Below are 16,134 nucleotides of genomic sequence, written 5' to 3'. Positions count from 1 at the left end.
TCAACCCTATTAAGATCAAACGCATTATCTATGAATCATAAAAAACTTACAAATAAGAGATTGAGCAATCTATATTTAAGCGTGTAATTGGGCGTGATGAAATTTCAAATGATCTTCAATAAAACTTTGAATGAAGTAGTAGCCATGATCATAGCCTTCATGTTCACGCAATGTGAGTTTTTGCCCTGCGCGTTTACATGATTGTTCAAATAATGCAGGATTTAGCTGAGAATAAAACTGATCTTTTAAGCCTTGATCAATTAAAATATCTGTAAATAAAGCACCTTTTTCCTCAACCAATGCTGTTGCATCGTGCTTTAACCATTCTGTTTTATTTTCACCTAAATAATTTGAAAATGCTTTTTCACCCCAAGGACATTGGCTTGGCGCACAAATTGGTGCAAATGCAGAAACAGATTTAAATTTTTCAGGATATTTCAACGCAAGTGTTAAAGCACCATGACCACCCATTGAGTGACCAAAGATTCCTATTCTATTTTGCTCAATTAAAAATTCTTGGTTCACCAAGCTATAAAGTTCATCTGCAACAAACGTTTCCATTTGGAAATGCTCACTCCAAGGTGCTTGCATCGCATTAATATAAAAACCTGCACCTTGCCCAATATCCCAATGATCACCCTGTTCTACATTTTCACCGCGCGGTGACGTATCTGGTGTAATTAAAATAAGATTGAGTTGAGCAGCCAATTGCTGTGCATGTGCTTTAATTGCAAAAGTTTCTTCTGTACAGGTTAAACCTGCTAAAAAAAATAATGCAGGACAAGCTTCACCATTCAAGGCTTTTTTAGGAAGATAAATACCGAATTTGCTTTCGCCTTTTAAGCTTTTAGAATTAATCTTATAAATGCGCTGTTCGCCATTAAAACATCTATTACTTTGGATTAATTCCATTCGATTCCCCTTTTTAATTAATGAATATTTAACGGCATTTCCACATTTGGTGTCGTTTTTACAGCGTTTACCTGTGGAAATAAGCGTTGCTCTAATTGTGGCAACATCAATTCCATATTTTTACCAATTGCCCATTGTGGTTCAGATGGCTCAAATCCTTGCGCGCTTTCCCACTTAGCAACCGTCTCTTTTGCTTGATTAAATGCATCAAACATAGAGTGTTGTTCACGCATTGCTTGATCAAAGAAAGCTCGACCAAAATAAGTATAATCTGCTTCATTTGAACATCCGAATGATGCTCGATCCGCTGCAGATGCAGTAATCACCAAGGTATTTTCATCTTGTAATTCAGAGACAAAACTGCCTGAATAACATGCTGAAATCACAATAACACGCCAACGGATTCCAGACTTATCTAAAGTGTCTTTTAACCATTTAGGATCGACTTGTTTCAAGTCTAATGGCGCATTTTCCATTTCAAATTGATTTGGCAGACCGTGTGATGTCATATATAAAAACAACACATCACTTTCACGGTTCATCTGCTGTCCCATACGGCGTAGCGCCATTTCCATACTTGTTCTTGTTGCAATAGGAATGACATTTCGTGTCATTGGATTATTCACAAGAATCATAGAACGTGAAAAAGTGCCAAAACGTGTGTCGAATTGTTCTTTTATTCGCTCGACTTCAGACATAAACACATCTTGATAACTTGCACCTGCAACGCCTAAAAAGTACCAATGCGATTGTGCAAATTCACCAAATTCAATGCCTTCAAGTGCTTTATTTAAAATTCTATTTTGCGTATAAAAAGATTCTTCACTAAACGATGGAGGAACATCTTCAACCTTCCAAATTGGCTGACTTTTCACAGACATTTGCCACACAACTAAAGTAAATAAAGTTGCTGCAATAATAAGTGCGCGCTCCCACCACGGCCATTGAAGCTCACGTGCAAATACCCAAACCACCGCCAAACTTTGCCATACAAATAGCACCATAAACAAAATAGGCAAATAGTCGTAAAGCGTATAAGGCAATACATCTATCATGCCTAAATATTGAATAAGGCTTTGTAATAACGCAATGTGCGTATCTAGAACCAACCAAAGTAAGGCAGGAACAAGCATTAAGCGTGGGTTATTTACACGTTGAGATAAAAAGATACCAACAATAAGTGCAATGAAGGGCCAAAGTGCATAACTAACTAAACCTTGCGGGTTAAAATCGCCAATTTCACCTGCACTTAACCAACTGAATAAGGTATTTGCAGCACCACCTAATATTCCCCAAAAAATGAGCTGAAAAATAGATGGATGTACAATTTGTAATGAGCGTCTAGAACCTAAGAATAGCCATAACCCTGCGGTCTGATTGCTTTTAAAATCGTGCCAAAAATTTATGGAGGGTTTGAAATCAATCATAGGTTCAACGTGTTGTTATAGACCGCAATTTGAATAATAAGTTTATGCCTGATAATTTTTTTATCAATGACGTTTTTTCACTATATCTCAAATCTTTATAGTTTTTTGAAGTAATTACCAAAATACTAAACAAGATCATGTTGGAAGTAAGCATCAAAACGACAGGCATCTCCTTGCCACTGATGATTTGGCTCTTTATTTGCTAAAAATACTGCAAGTCTCGGGCGTTTTACCACAACTCGTTTTGCTATTTTTTGTGCCAATTCAAGTAAATTATCACCTAAATCCATTTCACCATCTTCAGGCAAAATTAAATGCAACAACTGCATTTGCTTTTTCACCTGCGCTTGTTTCTTTTCCGCTTGTTGATTTTGGTCACGTTGTGGAAACATTGGATCTAAATAAACAACATCGACAACTTTGTTCAGTTTCGCTTGCTGCTCTAAATAATCTGCTGAATCTGAAAACACCAATTGAATTCTGCTCACAGCTTTATTTAAAAAAGCATCATCCATTGCCATTCGATGTGCATCTTCCAATAAAGTAAATAAGACAGGATGACGCTCTACAAGTGTGACTTCTGCACCTAACTGCGCCATAAGTAAACTGTCATGCCCAAGTCCTGCTGTTGCATCTATAAGTTTAGGTTTTTCACCTAAATTACAAGCGCGAGCAATCATTTCAGACTTTAAAGATGCTCTTTTTAATCGTCCAACTTCGGCTTTCCAATCAGGTTGCATTTTCATACCATTGGCACATAGCCATAATCCGCAGGCATCTACACACAAAGCAAGTTCGGGGTTTAAACGTAAAAAACGAGCATTTAGTTTTTCAACTAGCTCAATATTTACCAGTACCCCACGAGAAGAAAGCACAACAGCGTACTGTTGTGCTTTCTCTTGGAATTCTTGTTCTGTATATAAGCGAATTTCGCTTACCATAATTTCCAGCCTGTAAATACAAAGAGTAAAATCAATAAACCTGAGAAAATGCGATACCACGCAAAAACCATGAAATCTCGCTTAGCAACATACGCAACCAATACGCGAATAAGTACAAGCGCGGAAATAAACGACACCAATAAACCAACCCCAAGAACCATCCAGTCTTGATTGGTTTGGAACACGTCATAGCTTTGGTAAAGGTCAAGTAAGCCTGCCCCAATAATAACTGGTATTCCTAAAAAGAAGGAAAATTCAGTTGCCGCTTTACGAGATACACCTAAGAACATTGCACCAATAATGGTTGCACCTGAACGTGAAGTTCCTGGAATTAAAGATAAAACCTGAATTAAGCCAATCCAAATCGCATCTTTAAATGTTAAATCTTCAACTTCTTTTGCACGAACGATAGGTGGATTTTTTTCAATCCAAATAATAATGAAACCGCCCACAATTAAACCAATTGCGACTGCAACATCATTAAACAACAATGCTTTTACTGTTTGACCAAAAGTCAGCCCAACCAACATAATTGGAATAGATGAAAAAATAAGTCCTAAACCTAAACGGCGACCTTTTTCCTCACCTGTAATTAAGCCTGTTGCTGCACCCCAAAGGCGTGCCCAATATTCATAAATTACAGCTGCAATTGCACCTATTTGAATAGCGATTACGAATACATCACTTTTTTCTTTTGTCCAAAAATTCATAAGTTCAGCAGCTAAAATTAAGTGCCCTGTACTCGAAATCGGTAAAAATTCAGTGATACCTTCTACAATACCCATAATCGCCGCTTTGAGCAGCAGTAAAAGATCCATAGACAATCCTAATTATTTGCCCTGTTCTGGGATTTTCTTCCAAGCGTCATCACGTAAATATACGGGTAATGCAAGTTCTGCATCTAACCATTTTCCATGCTTCGCCAATTCTCGGGCAATAGTAGCAATATCTTCTGCTGTTGCACTTAAGCCTTTGTATTGTATTTGTTCTTCATTCACCAAACCTGCACCCGAGCCTATAAGTTGATATTTCACAGCATTTTGTGCTTTCTCATAACTTAGTAGTTGCTCATCATCTACAGCTTGCATAATGTTGTTTTCATCAAGCTTAAAACTTGCAATATAAACTTCACTCATACGTGCATCAAGAACGGCTGTAACTTCTGTTAAACCTGCTTCTCTATACGCATTTTGTGCTAAAGCTTGCAGTGTAGATACAGGAATTACAGGAATATCATTTGACCAAGCCAAAGCTTGTGTTACTGCAGCATTAATACGAACACCGCTAAACGAACCTGGTCCACGACTAAATGCAATTGCGGTCAAGTCGGATGTTTGAATTCCAGTTTGTGCAAAACCCTGCTCAATCATGGGTAAGATGGTTTGCGTTTGGGCTTTTGCTCTTGTATCTAACTGAAAAAATAACGCTTGAGCTTCATCTACAATTGAAACGGAACACTGCTCATTGGCAGTTTCCAATGCCAGCAATTTCATGCACGACCTTAAGAATAAATCTGATAAATATGGTGGCTATAATACTCCACTCATACGTTGTTCGCGAGACATTCTAATCAGTGAAACTTAAAACTCGCTTAAATTTTATAGCTTCCAAAATACAAAGTTAATAGATTTAAAGACTCACTTCTTCTAAATGAATGAACTTTTTAAAATGCTCTGCATAATGCAATGCGCTTCTTTTCAACATTGCTTCACCAGTTTCATCTAAAGTTTTGACCACTTTGCCGGGTGAACCCATCACCACAGAATTATCGGGAATAATTTTGCCTTCAGGAATTAATGCATTTGCACCAATAATGCAATTTTTACCAATTACAGCATTGTTCAGCACAACCGCATTAATACCAATTAAGCTGTTATCGCCAATGGTACAGCCATGTAACATTGCTTGATGTCCTATGGTCACATAATTTCCAATATTCACCTCAATACCTGCATCGGTATGAATCACGGCGTTTTCTTGAACATTGGTAAAATCACCAAGTTTGATTTTACTGTTATCCCCTCGAATGACAGCACCAAACCATACGCTAACTTCTTTTCCTAACTCAACTTGCCCTAAAACTGTTGCATTATTTGCAACCCAACCATCCCACGGTAAATGTGTTGCCTTAGGTTGATGTCCTTGAAATTTATATAACATGCTTTCTTCCTGAAAATTGGATGTTTTATTTAAGATTCAAATGTGGTGAATTTACAAGTAAGGGCCATTCTTTTTTATAATCTAAACCATTTTGAAATAACGAAACCAACATTCGCGCTGTTAATCCCCACACCACTTCATCTTCCACCTGCATACTTGGAAAATATAGTTTTTGTTGTGCATATTGCACTTCATACGGAATAGTCGGTGCATCCATTAAACTTTTTAAAGATGCAAAAAAAATGCGGTCAATTTCGGTTGGCTGTGGCTGAAGTTCTATATGTGGTGGAATTAATCCAACAATGGGTTTTACGGTTAATCCATTTTTAGATTTTTGCATCGGCAAATCGCCAATAAGCTGAACATCAAACGGATTTAATGCTGTTTCTTCTTGAGCCTCTCTTAGCGCGACCACAATATTACTGGTATCAGAAGGATCTCGTTTTCCACCTGGAAAAGACACTTCGCCTGCATGACTATTCATTAAAATTGAACGGCGTGTTAATAAAACTTTAGGATCTTGCTCATTGGTAATCGCAATTAATACAGCCGCTTGAGCTTGTTTGGCTTTCGCCTCAAAGCGCAATCTTTCCTGTAATAATTGTGTCAATGAACTATGGTCCATAAAATTTTTATCCTTTTTTTGCCTTAACTCCATCATAGCTGAATTTCTACTCAATGAAAGAGAGATGATGCCAAAGTCCTAAAATTCAGTTATTCTGAAAGCATCTTTACCCGTGACGATAACTATGAATTTCTGTGGCAATTGTGGACATAAAACAACTGAAAAAATCCCTTTAGGTGATCATCAGCTTCGTCGTGTTTGTACACAATGTGGAAGTATTCATTATGTGAATCCGAAAGTAATTTGTGGTGCTCTTGCACTGTGGGAAAACAAAGTTTTATTGTGCCGTCGTGCTATTGAACCACGTTATGGTTTATGGACGTTGCCTGCGGGCTATATGGAACTATTTGAAACTATGGAACAAGGTTCAGCGCGTGAAACTCGTGAAGAAGCTGAAGCTGAAATTGAGATAGAAAAACTTTATTGCATGTATAACATTCCACGTATTGGTCAAATTTACGTGCTGTTTAAAGCCAATATTATTGATGGAAAATTTGGTGCAGGCGAAGAAACCATTGAATCTCGCTTATTTAGTGAAAATGAAATTCCTTGGAATGAACTTGCTTTCCCAAGTGTAGAACGTACTTTACGCCATTATTTTGAAGATCGTAAAACCAATGAATTTCCAACACATTTAGAAACCTTAGGTTCGCGTTTAGACCACACAGGTTAATCATCTCATTGTATTTATATATTCAAGCTCATCTAATAAGTGGGCTTTTATTTTATTTAGCTGTGCGGATGCTTAATTTGTATTGCTTTTATCGTGTCTAAATATTGGTTTCATGTAAAATAACAGTGAAATTCAATGACGTGTTTTGCTGTATATGATGAACTCCCCAACATTCAAACAAGTTTTATCTCAACAAGCGTTTTCTACTCAGGAACTTCTTGAATGTTTGCAGATCTTTCATCATGTTGTTTTTCTAAATAATAACCATCAACCAATCATTGGTTTTTCAGCGCAACATAGCGTTTTAATTCAACAAAATCAAACGCATTTTTCATCTACAAAATTCAAATCATTAAATGATTTTTTTAATGCAAGTTTAAATACTCAAGAACCTTGTTTAACAATGGGGTTTGTCAGCTATGACTATGCAGTAAATCAACAAGTTCAAGCACAAACAAAACCTCAACCAAGTTTGTTTTTGGGTCAATTTCAGCATTATTTAAGCTTTGAAAATGATGCATGGTATTTCAATAGTTTTGACACTCAAGTTTTCAATACTTTTCAAGAAATTGAACAGCTTATTCAAAATAAAGTATCTGCAAAAAAACTTGAGCTACAAGCACCGTGCCAAAGCCGTTGGAATAAAACTCAATACACAAATGCATTTCAAAAAGTGCAAGATTACATTGTTGCAGGCGATTGCTATCAAATTAATTTAACGCAAGAATTTACAGCACAAGCAAAAGGTACATTGCTTTCAACTGCCGATGCATTTTGGACACTCACCAACGCACCTTATGCAGGTTATTTGCGTATCAATGAGTTCGAATTACTTAGTTGTTCACCTGAATTATTTATTGATTTTGAAGCCAATAAAAAGATTATTACCAAGCCAATCAAAGGCACAATGCCACGTTATAACGATCCAATTTTAGACGAACAATCAAAAAATACCTTAAAACATTCGAAAAAAGATCAGGCTGAAAATGTCATGATTGTTGATTTATTACGAAATGATTTAAGTGTTTATGCAGAAGTTGGCTCAGTAAAAACACCAAAATTATTTAATATTGAAAGCTTCAATCAAGTTCACCACATGGTCAGTGAAATTGAAGCGACTTTAAAAGAAGATGTGCAACCGTTTGACGTTTTGATGTCTGCGCTTCCTGGTGGTTCAATTACAGGTGCACCGAAAATTCGTGCCATGCAAATTATTAATGAACTTGAACAAGGTGCACGCGGTGCTTATTGCGGTTCAATGGGGTACTTCAATTCAGATGGTACAGGTTCTTGGAACATACTTATTCGTTCAATTCAAAAATTCCAAAATGAACTTTCTGTTTGGGCTGGTGGTGGTATCACCATTGCTTCAGATTGTGATGCTGAATATCAAGAATGCTTCGATAAAGTTTCTGCACTTTTAGATTTGCTTAATACTTGGCAAAAACCTAAATAAATAAAAAAAACGACTCTTTTGAGTCGCTTTTTGAATCTCCCCCTTGCGAAGCAATGCTCCTCAAGGCGAGAATTTAATTAACCTAAAATCTCATTCTTCAACGTATCTACTAAACGCTGATTTTGCTCATCTGTACCAATCGTAATACGTAAATATTGATTAATACGAGGCTTGTTAAAGTAACGCACAATAATGCCACGCTCACGTAATTCAGCAGCTAACTCACCTGCATCTTTAGATTCTAAGGTTGCAAAAATAAAGTTTGCGCTAGAAGGTAAAACTTTAAAACCAATCTCTTCTAATTGAGCAACTAAAGTTTCACGGCTAGCAATCACTTTAGCATTTTGCTCTTCAAAGTAAGCTTGATCTTCAAAAGATGCAACCGCAGCAGCAATGGCAAAACGATCAATTGGATACGAGTTAAAACTGTTTTTTACAGCTTCAAGTGCAGTAATTAAATGTGGCTGAGCAATCGCAAAACCAACACGTAAACCTGCTAAAGAACGCGATTTAGACGTTGTTTGGCAAACTACTAAGTTTTCGTATTTCTCAACTAAACTTACCGCAGATTCTGCACCAAAGTCGACATAAGCTTCATCAATCACAACTACAGAATTTGGGTTCGCTTGAAGCACTTCCTCAATTGCCGAAAGTCCTAACGCAATACTCGTTGGCGCATTCGGATTGGTGATAATAATACCGCCATTTGCTTGCTTATAATCATCAACCACAATTTCAAAAGCATCATTCAATGGTAAAACTTTTGTTTTAACCCCAAAGAATTGGCTATATACAGGGTAAAAACTATAAGTAATATCGGCATAAAGCACAGGCAAATCTTGAATAAAAAATGCTTTAAAAATATGTGCTAGAACTTCATCTGAACCATTACCCACAAATACATTTTCAACAGCAACATTCTGCTGTTTAGCAATCGCTTGTTTTAATGCAGAAGCATCAGGGTCAGGATATAAACGAAGTGCATCCGCTGAATTTGCTAAAACCGCTTGAACAGCTTCAACCACTTTAGGCGATGGTGGATACGGATTTTCGTTGGTATTTAGCTTTAATAAGTTTTGAATTTTAGGTTGCTCACCCGGAATATACGGTTCTAATTCACGTACTTCAGGGCTCCAAAAACGCATTTGTTCATTTGTAATATTCATTTTTAAATCTCAAAGTTCCCTCTCTTTCTAGGAGAGGGTTAGGGTGAGGTTACAATCCCTCTCCTAGCCTCTCCCATAGGGAGAGGAATTTAAACCCCTTGCATCATTTTCAGCTTATCTCTCATTCAATCATGCAAATTCCCTCTCTTTTTAGGAGAGGGTTAGGGAGATGTTTTAAAATTAGTTACTGATAACGATAACGAGCTGAACGTGCATGTGCATCTAGATTTTCCTGCTGTGCAAGAATATCTGCTGTTTTCGCTAAGGTTTTCACGCCATTTTCAGAACACATGATTAAGCTTGAACGCTTTTGGAAATCATACACACCCAATGGAGATGAGAAGCGTGCTGTACCTGATGTTGGTAGTACGTGGTTAGGACCTGCACAGTAATCACCAATCGCTTCAGGAGTATAACGTCCCATGAAAATTGCACCTGCATGGCGAATATCTTGAGACATTTCTTCAGCTTCATCTAAACATAACATTAAATGTTCAGGTGCAACTTGGTTAATGAGTTTTGCACCTTCTGCACGGTCTTTAACCAATACCAATGCACCACGGTTCACAATTGAAGTACGTGCAATTTCAGCTTTTGGTAAAGCTTCTAAATGCTTTTCAATCCACTGTTCAACGTCATTTAATAATTGCTCATCAGGCGTAATGAAAACAGCTTGTGCAACAGTGTCATGCTCTGCTTGTGATAATAAATCCATCGCAAGCCATTCAGCATTATTCTTGCCTTCTGCATACACTAAAATTTCAGAAGGACCTGCAATCATGTCAATACCGACTTGACCGAATACCGCACGTTTAGCCGCAGCTACAAAACGGTTACCCGGACCTGTAATTTTATCTACAGCAGGAATGGTTTCTGTGCCATATGCCAAGGCTGCAACAGCTTGTGCACCACCAATTGTAAATACACGGTGTACGCCCGCTAAATGCGCTGCTGCCAATACTAGCGGATTCAATTCACCACTTGGAGCTGGTACAACCATAATAATTTCAGCGACACCTGCAACATGCGCAGGAATTGCATTCATTAACACTGAAGATGGATATGATGCCAAACCGCCAGGTACATAAATACCAACACGGTCAAGTGGTGTCACTTTTTGACCCAATGTATTGCCCAAAGCATCTACATAAGTCCAGCCATCTTGCTTTTGTGCTTGGTGAAATTCACGCACACGGTTTGCAGCAAGTTCTAAAGCTTCACGAGTTTCTGTTGTTAAACCATCGAATGCAGCTTTTAACTCTTCTTGAGTTAATTCTAATTCTGAAAATTGATGTGCTGGATGTCGATCGAATTGTTGAGTGAGTTTAAGTACATGTGCATCACCATGTTGGCGTACATCTGCAATAATTTGGTCTACAGTTTTTAAAAGCTCAGGGTCACTCACAGTTTCAAAAGCTAACAAGTCTTTAAATACTTGCTTGAAGTTCGGCTCTTGAGTCGATAAACGTCGCATCAATTTACCCACACGGATAGTTAGGAAAGATTTAGTTTACCTTGTTTTGTATAATTTGTGGGTATGATTCAACGCTTGAAGGCTGAGTTTTATTGAAAATAACATTTGGTTTTATTGATGAAATGATTATTCTTCCATATGAATAATTTATAACTGATAAATATCTTTTGTATGGGGCGAAGATGAAAGAAATTGAAAAATATATTGGCTATTATTTATTGGTCTATTTGGTTGTATTAGCCTTTTGTGGTTTCTTTCAATATATGTATGAATGCCAAGGGCAGTCTTTAAGTTGTGCATTTAGTAAAGATGGCTTCAATACTATTATTACAACAACTGCTTATGTTCTCACTCCAATTGTGGCAATTATTGGTTTCTTAAATTGGAAGCAACAACACAACAAATTAATTCTCGCCGATGAGGCTAAAAAATTATTATTAGCTATTAATAATGATATTAAGCTATTTACAGATATTTCAGGTACGCTAAGAAATAAGAATAAAAAAGTGCTAATTCAAGATATTTATGATGAAGCTCTTTCTAAAAGAATCCGTGATCTCAGCGACAACATTACAAATGTATCCTCAAAGGCATTAATACTCTATGAACTAAGTCACGATGATAATCTTAATTGTTTTCGCTATGACTATTCAAAATTTATGCATGACTTTCATTGCCGAATAGTTAACGATTTCCAAAACAATCTGCCTATTCAAGATATTTTAGCAATGATAGACTTTAATAAACCTGCTTTTTTCCAAAACAATGCAACATATAAACAATTAGTTAGAAATTATATAATTGTAAAATAAAGCTTACTCATAAAAAAACCGCCCTTTCAGGCGGTTCTTCAAATAAGTTTAAAACTTATTTTTTCGCTTCACGCTCTTCTACAGCTTTTTCAAGTTGCGCAAGAATCGGGTTCAACAAAGCTTGCTTACGTTTAAAGCTCGCTTTATTTACAATTAAACGTGAAGAAACTTTGCAAATTTCTTCAAGTGGTTCTAAACCATTAGCACGAAGCGTATTACCAGTGTCTACAACATCGACAATGTAATCGCCTAAACCAACTAGCGGAGCAAGCTCCATAGAACCGTAAAGTTTAATCACATCAACTTGCTCGCCAAGGCTTGCATAATATTGACGTGTTAAATTTACATATTTAGTGGCAATTTTTAACCGACCTTTCGGACGTTCCATTCCAACCTTACCTGCTGTCATTAATTTACAAACAGCAATTTTAAGATCTAATGGCTCGTAAACATTTTGCGCACCGTGCTCCATGAGTACGTCTTTACCTGCAACACCAATATCAGCAGCACCATTTTCAACATAAGTTGGTACGTCAGATGCACGTAAAATTAAAATACGTACATGTTTATGTGTTGTAGGAAAAATTAACTTACGCGATTTATCTGGATCTTCTAATAAGTTAATCCCTGCTGTTTCTAGCAACGGTAAAGTCTCTTTTAAGATTCGTCCTTTACTTAATGCTAAAGTTAAACCATGATCAAAATTCCCCATTACATCAAAATTAGGATCATCGTTTCTCATATCGCTCATTAATCTACTCGCTTAATTTGGGCACCAATACCTTGTAATTTTGCTTCAATATTTTCATATCCACGGTCGATATGATAAATACGATCAATGATCGTTTCACCTTCGGCAGCCAAAGCAGCCAATACCAAAGAGAATGAAGCGCGTAAGTCAGTTGCCATAACAGGAGCAGCAGAAAGTTTTTCTACGCCAGTTACAACAGCATCATTACCTTCAACCTGAATGTTTGCACCCATACGTGCCAATTCAGGTACATGCATAAAACGGTTTTCAAAAATCGTTTCAGACACAGTTGCAAAACCACGACCAATCGCGTTAACCGCCATAATCTGTGCTTGCATATCTGTTGGGAACTCTGGGTGTGGCAATGTACGGAAGCTTACTGCTTTCGGACGTTTACCCATCATATCTAGCTCAATCCAGTCATCACCACGGGTTACTTCTGCACCCATTTCTTCAAACTTATCAAGCACAGCTTCCATTAGGCTAGGATCTGTATGTGTTGTTTTAACACGACCGCCTGTAATAGCAGCAGCAGCTAGATATGAACCTGTTTCAATACGGTCAGCTACCACGGCATATTCACAGCCATGTAAGCTTTCAACACCTGTAACAACTAAAGTATCTGTATCTAGACCTTCAATTTTTGCACCCATAGCAATAAGCATGTTTGCAAGATCTGTAATTTCAGGTTCACGCGCAGCATTACGAATAGTCGTAACACCTTCAGCCAATACAGCAGCCGTTAAGATATTTTCAGTACCGCCAACGGTAACCATATCAAAAACAACTTCGCCACCTTTTAAGCGACCGTCAACTTTGGCATGAACATAACCATTTTCGACTTGAATTTCAGCGCCTAAAGCCTCTAATGCTTTTAAGTGTTGATCAACAGGACGAGAACCAATTGCACAACCGCCCGGTAATGAAACCTGAGCACTACCATAACGAGCCAACAATGGACCAAGCACTAAAATAGATGCACGCATTGTTTTAACAAGTTCGTATGGAGCAAACTGATTGTTTAATGTAGATGTATCTGCAGTAACCGTATCACCTTCATATTTCATGGTGATACCAAGACCAGCAATTAACTTAACCAATGTATTTACATCTTTAAGATTAGGTACATTGGTTAATGTGGTTGGCGTCTCCGCAAGGATCATTGCTGCTAAAAGTGGTAATGCTGCATTTTTTGCACCAGAAATACGCACTTCACCTTCGAGCTTAACACCGCCCTGAATTAAAAATTTATCCATTAATTTATTAAGCTCCGAATAAGCTTGCTTTACGCCATTCTTCTTTAGTCATTGCGCGAATAGTAACTGCGTGTACTTCACCACTGGCAATATATGTATTTAAAGGTGCATAAACAGATTGTTGACGTGCAACGGGACGTTTACCTTCAAATTGTTCATCAACAACGCGAAGATCAAATTTTCCGCCCTGCCCACTTACAGCAACTTCAGCCTCTGGAAAAGCCGCTTTTAAAATTTCAGTGAGCTGTTCACTATTCATCACAAAGACCTCTTATAGGACCGACGGTGTAAAAACCTGCCATTTTACTATAAATACAAAAAATAATTCATCTGTCAGTTGCATTATACCAATAAAAAAAGAGGTTATTTAAAACCTCTTTTAGTTTAAACATTAAACTATACAATTAATGGTTGATATGTCAGTTGCATTTTGCGATGTTTTTCAAGTTGACGCTTTAATTTTTCCGTCATTTTCTTGATAGATGTATACATATCATCGGCACTTGCTTGAGCAAATAACTCAATACCTGGCAAACGAACAATTGCTTCTGCAATATGATTTAAACTACCGCCCTTTGAATGCTTATCCACTTGATGATCTTTAGATAGCTTTACTTGCATACTATTAACTTGATCTAGATGCTTTGTCATATCATTGAATTTACAACGAATATCTTCTTCTATTGCTGGGGTGATAGTTAAATGATGACCACGAATTATAATTTGCATAGTTCTATCCCTCACCTTTTTAGGAGTCGAAAAGTCATAGTTAAGACGATTCAATTGAGCGAAAGAATAAAAGTTCTCACAAATACAATTAAATCATTTTAACAATTCCTTAAATAAAAAGAGGTTCATCATGATGTCATAATGAGCCTCTAGAATAATCAGATTTTAAATTTCAGATCAAGACTTTTCTTTCAGAAGATGAGGGAATATGTAACGATTCTCTATATTTCGCAACAGTACGTCGAGCAACATCAATACCATCTTCTTTTAACATATTCGCAATCACATTATCAGACAATGGCTTACGTACATTTTCCTCTGAAATAATTTTTTTGATTTTTGCTCGAATCGCAATTGAAGATGCTTCTCCACCCGATGTCGTTCCAACATGACTTGAAAAAAAATATTTCAATTCAAATAAACCACGCGGTGTCAGCATATATTTATTGGTTGTTACGCGTGAAATTGTCGATTCATGTAATTCAACTTCTTCTGCAATTTCTCGTAAAACTAAAGGCTTCATTCCTTCAGCACCAATTTCAAAAAAACTTCTTTGATGTTCAACAATACAAGTCGCAACTTTTAATAAAGTTTTGTGTCTTTCATCTACGCTTTTAATAAAGTTCTTAGCTTCAAGCATCTGATTTCTTAAATATTGATTATCATCACTCTGGTCTGCTCTACGAATCATTCCCGCATAAAAAGGATTTACTCTTAGTTTTGGAAGAATATCAGGATTTAATTGTACCAACCAACAATCATCCTTCTTTAATACAACAACATCAGGAACCTGATAATCTAAATCTTTATTTTCAAAATCTGCGCCAGGATAAGCTTTTAAGCTTTTTAACAATGCAATAGCAGATTTTAATTGATCTGTATTCATTCCTGTTTGTTTTACAAGTTTAGATAATTCATTTGAAATCAATAATTCATAATGATTAAGCAACATAATCGCTTCACTTTTATAAAGCGTATTTGTTGGTAAGCTTTCTAATTGTAGTAACAAGCATTCTGCTAAATTTCTAGAACCAATACCAATTGGATCTAAACGTTGAATTGATTTTAAAACAGCAAGAACTTCATCATCTTCAACTTCATCATCATAATCCATCGATTCTAAAAGATGCTGAACAGACGTTGTAATCTCTGAAATTACACAATCTAAAAAACCCTTTTCATCAAGCGAATCAATAATGCAATGCGCAATTAATTTATCCACCAAAGAAAAATGTAATAGATTTACTTGCTCCTGCATATGTTCTTGCAAAGTCAAATATCCCTGACGATTATCCTCGCGCTCTTCATATTCCATCGAACCTAAACTTGTTGGCTGATGTGTGTATACATCATCCCAATCTGTATCGACAGGAAGATCATCTGGTAAAAAATCTGCATTTAATTCGTTGGTTAAATCTTTATCTTCTCTTTCTTGGGCTTCTATATGCTCTAAACTTTCAATATTACTTTCTTGTTCTTCAATTTTTTCTAATAAAGGATTACTGTCGAGCTGTAACTGTATTTCTTGTTCTAACTCTAAACTTGATAATTGAAGTAATCGAATTGCTTGCTGCAATTGAGGTGTTAATGACAACGAGTTTGCAACTTTAATCCCAACCGATAACTTCATAAAACCCTTTCTCTTTTATTACATACGCTTAAAGCAATATCTATGCCGCTTTAAATTTTTATATCATGTTTTTAATATTTTTTATACAAATTAGATGAATAATAAACCATTTTCCCTTCTTT

17 protein-coding genes are annotated in these 16,134 nt (G+C 36.6%); 3 read left to right on the top strand and 14 right to left on the bottom strand.

The window, feature by feature from the left end:
- Positions 1 to 75: 75 nt before the first annotated feature.
- The 7 genes from fghA to SKM54_RS00055 all read right to left on the bottom strand — a co-directional run bounded on the left by fghA (position 76) and on the right by SKM54_RS00055 (position 6,065).
- Complete coding sequence (gene fghA, locus SKM54_RS00085) at positions 76 to 912, bottom strand: S-formylglutathione hydrolase (protein ID WP_248102133.1); 837 nt, start codon at positions 910 to 912, stop codon at positions 76 to 78.
- 17 nt (positions 913 to 929) lie between these two features.
- Complete coding sequence (locus SKM54_RS00080) at positions 930 to 2,339, bottom strand: C13 family peptidase (protein WP_321088549.1); 1,410 nt, start codon at positions 2,337 to 2,339, stop codon at positions 930 to 932.
- A 125-nt stretch (positions 2,340 to 2,464) separates the two neighbouring features.
- Complete coding sequence (locus tag SKM54_RS00075) at positions 2,465 to 3,280, bottom strand: class I SAM-dependent methyltransferase (RefSeq protein WP_407060915.1); 816 nt, start codon at positions 3,278 to 3,280, stop codon at positions 2,465 to 2,467.
- On the bottom strand, positions 3,274 to 4,098 hold the full coding sequence (locus SKM54_RS00070; protein WP_321088550.1) for an undecaprenyl-diphosphate phosphatase: 825 nt from the start codon (positions 4,096 to 4,098) through the stop codon (positions 3,274 to 3,276). Before SKM54_RS00070 ends, SKM54_RS00075 begins: the two co-directional genes overlap by 7 nt.
- A 12-nt stretch (positions 4,099 to 4,110) precedes the next feature.
- Positions 4,111 to 4,773 carry a tRNA (adenosine(37)-N6)-threonylcarbamoyltransferase complex dimerization subunit type 1 TsaB gene (tsaB, locus tag SKM54_RS00065; RefSeq protein WP_154772664.1) on the bottom strand — a complete coding sequence of 221 codons (663 nt, stop codon included), beginning with the start codon at positions 4,771 to 4,773 and terminating at the stop codon, positions 4,111 to 4,113.
- 136 nt (positions 4,774 to 4,909) lie between these two features.
- The gene (locus SKM54_RS00060) at positions 4,910 to 5,440 is read right to left on the bottom strand and encodes a gamma carbonic anhydrase family protein (RefSeq protein WP_154772663.1); all 531 of its coding nucleotides are present in this window, start codon (positions 5,438 to 5,440) and stop codon (positions 4,910 to 4,912) included.
- Positions 5,441 to 5,465: 25 nt separating this feature from the next.
- Positions 5,466 to 6,065: a CoA pyrophosphatase gene (locus SKM54_RS00055; RefSeq protein WP_321092126.1), complete on the bottom strand. Its 600-nt coding sequence runs from the start codon at positions 6,063 to 6,065 to the stop codon at positions 5,466 to 5,468.
- 124 nt (positions 6,066 to 6,189) lie between these two features.
- Between SKM54_RS00055 and SKM54_RS00050 the strand changes: the two genes are divergently transcribed.
- Both SKM54_RS00050 and SKM54_RS00045 read left to right on the top strand, forming a co-directional pair.
- A complete protein-coding gene (locus SKM54_RS00050) occupies positions 6,190 to 6,738 on the top strand; it encodes an NUDIX hydrolase (RefSeq protein WP_321093716.1) in 549 nt (182 codons plus the stop codon).
- 157 nt (positions 6,739 to 6,895) lie between these two features.
- Complete coding sequence (locus tag SKM54_RS00045) at positions 6,896 to 8,194, top strand: anthranilate synthase component I family protein (RefSeq protein WP_321093465.1); 1,299 nt, start codon at positions 6,896 to 6,898, stop codon at positions 8,192 to 8,194.
- 77 nt (positions 8,195 to 8,271) lie between these two features.
- On the opposite strand, the gene hisC is transcribed toward SKM54_RS00045, so the two are convergent.
- Positions 8,272 to 9,360, bottom strand: coding sequence for a histidinol-phosphate transaminase (gene hisC, locus SKM54_RS00040; RefSeq protein ID WP_321093463.1), 1,089 nt, complete (start codon positions 9,358 to 9,360; stop codon positions 8,272 to 8,274).
- Between the two features lie 184 nt (positions 9,361 to 9,544).
- On the bottom strand, positions 9,545 to 10,846 hold the full coding sequence (gene hisD, locus SKM54_RS00035) for a histidinol dehydrogenase (RefSeq protein ID WP_321093460.1): 1,302 nt from the start codon (positions 10,844 to 10,846) through the stop codon (positions 9,545 to 9,547).
- Between the two features lie 170 nt (positions 10,847 to 11,016).
- On the opposite strand from hisD, the gene SKM54_RS00030 reads away from it, so the two are divergent.
- Positions 11,017 to 11,646 carry a hypothetical protein gene (locus SKM54_RS00030; protein ID WP_321088554.1) on the top strand — a complete coding sequence of 210 codons (630 nt, stop codon included), beginning with the start codon at positions 11,017 to 11,019 and terminating at the stop codon, positions 11,644 to 11,646.
- 55 nt (positions 11,647 to 11,701) lie between these two features.
- Here SKM54_RS00030 and hisG read toward each other — a convergent pair whose 3' ends face one another.
- The 5 genes from hisG to SKM54_RS00005 all read right to left on the bottom strand — a co-directional run bounded on the left by hisG (position 11,702) and on the right by SKM54_RS00005 (position 16,012).
- Positions 11,702 to 12,397, bottom strand: coding sequence for an ATP phosphoribosyltransferase (hisG, locus tag SKM54_RS00025; RefSeq protein WP_154772658.1), 696 nt, complete (start codon positions 12,395 to 12,397; stop codon positions 11,702 to 11,704).
- The gene (murA, locus tag SKM54_RS00020) at positions 12,397 to 13,653 is read right to left on the bottom strand and encodes a UDP-N-acetylglucosamine 1-carboxyvinyltransferase (protein WP_321093458.1); all 1,257 of its coding nucleotides are present in this window, start codon (positions 13,651 to 13,653) and stop codon (positions 12,397 to 12,399) included. The genes hisG and murA overlap by 1 nt, the downstream gene beginning before the upstream one ends.
- A gap of 7 nt (positions 13,654 to 13,660) precedes the next feature.
- Complete coding sequence (gene ibaG / locus SKM54_RS00015; protein ID WP_154772656.1) at positions 13,661 to 13,912, bottom strand: BolA family iron metabolism protein IbaG; 252 nt, start codon at positions 13,910 to 13,912, stop codon at positions 13,661 to 13,663.
- 137 nt (positions 13,913 to 14,049) lie between these two features.
- Positions 14,050 to 14,382, bottom strand: a complete 333-nt coding sequence (gene hpf, locus SKM54_RS00010) for a ribosome hibernation-promoting factor, HPF/YfiA family (RefSeq protein ID WP_248102162.1) — start codon at positions 14,380 to 14,382, stop codon at positions 14,050 to 14,052.
- Positions 14,383 to 14,554: 172 nt separating this feature from the next.
- Positions 14,555 to 16,012 (bottom strand): RNA polymerase factor sigma-54, encoded by a 1,458-nt coding sequence (locus tag SKM54_RS00005; RefSeq protein ID WP_321093456.1) that lies wholly within the window; start codon positions 16,010 to 16,012, stop codon positions 14,555 to 14,557.
- Positions 16,013 to 16,134 lie beyond the last annotated feature (122 nt).

The organism is Acinetobacter faecalis (assembly GCF_034187745.1).
GTDB lineage: Bacteria > Pseudomonadota > Gammaproteobacteria > Pseudomonadales > Moraxellaceae > Acinetobacter > Acinetobacter faecalis.
This window is presented reverse-complemented; position numbering and strand designations above follow the sequence as displayed.

What these genes read in the sequence shown, in the direction of transcription:
- ibaG (WP_154772656.1), bottom strand. Translation starts at nt 13,912, where the DNA reads ATGAATAGTGAACAGCTCACTGAAATTTTAAAAGCGGCTTTTCCAGAG.
- SKM54_RS00030 (WP_321088554.1), top strand. Translation starts at nt 11,017, where the DNA reads ATGAAAGAAATTGAAAAATATATTGGCTATTATTTATTGGTCTATTTG.
- SKM54_RS00045 (WP_321093465.1), top strand. Translation starts at nt 6,896, where the DNA reads ATGAACTCCCCAACATTCAAACAAGTTTTATCTCAACAAGCGTTTTCT.
- tsaB (WP_154772664.1), bottom strand. Translation starts at nt 4,773, where the DNA reads ATGAAATTGCTGGCATTGGAAACTGCCAATGAGCAGTGTTCCGTTTCA.
- fghA (WP_248102133.1), bottom strand. Translation starts at nt 912, where the DNA reads ATGGAATTAATCCAAAGTAATAGATGTTTTAATGGCGAACAGCGCATT.
- SKM54_RS00055 (WP_321092126.1), bottom strand. Translation starts at nt 6,065, where the DNA reads ATGGACCATAGTTCATTGACACAATTATTACAGGAAAGATTGCGCTTT.
- SKM54_RS00005 (WP_321093456.1), bottom strand. Translation starts at nt 16,012, where the DNA reads ATGAAGTTATCGGTTGGGATTAAAGTTGCAAACTCGTTGTCATTAACA.
- SKM54_RS00060 (WP_154772663.1), bottom strand. Translation starts at nt 5,440, where the DNA reads ATGTTATATAAATTTCAAGGACATCAACCTAAGGCAACACATTTACCG.
- SKM54_RS00080 (WP_321088549.1), bottom strand. Translation starts at nt 2,339, where the DNA reads ATGATTGATTTCAAACCCTCCATAAATTTTTGGCACGATTTTAAAAGC.
- SKM54_RS00050 (WP_321093716.1), top strand. Translation starts at nt 6,190, where the DNA reads ATGAATTTCTGTGGCAATTGTGGACATAAAACAACTGAAAAAATCCCT.
- hisC (WP_321093463.1), bottom strand. Translation starts at nt 9,360, where the DNA reads ATGAATATTACAAATGAACAAATGCGTTTTTGGAGCCCTGAAGTACGT.
- SKM54_RS00075 (WP_407060915.1), bottom strand. Translation starts at nt 3,280, where the DNA reads ATGGTAAGCGAAATTCGCTTATATACAGAACAAGAATTCCAAGAGAAA.
- hpf (WP_248102162.1), bottom strand. Translation starts at nt 14,382, where the DNA reads ATGCAAATTATAATTCGTGGTCATCATTTAACTATCACCCCAGCAATA.
- hisG (WP_154772658.1), bottom strand. Translation starts at nt 12,397, where the DNA reads ATGAGCGATATGAGAAACGATGATCCTAATTTTGATGTAATGGGGAAT.
- murA (WP_321093458.1), bottom strand. Translation starts at nt 13,653, where the DNA reads ATGGATAAATTTTTAATTCAGGGCGGTGTTAAGCTCGAAGGTGAAGTG.
- SKM54_RS00070 (WP_321088550.1), bottom strand. Translation starts at nt 4,098, where the DNA reads ATGGATCTTTTACTGCTGCTCAAAGCGGCGATTATGGGTATTGTAGAA.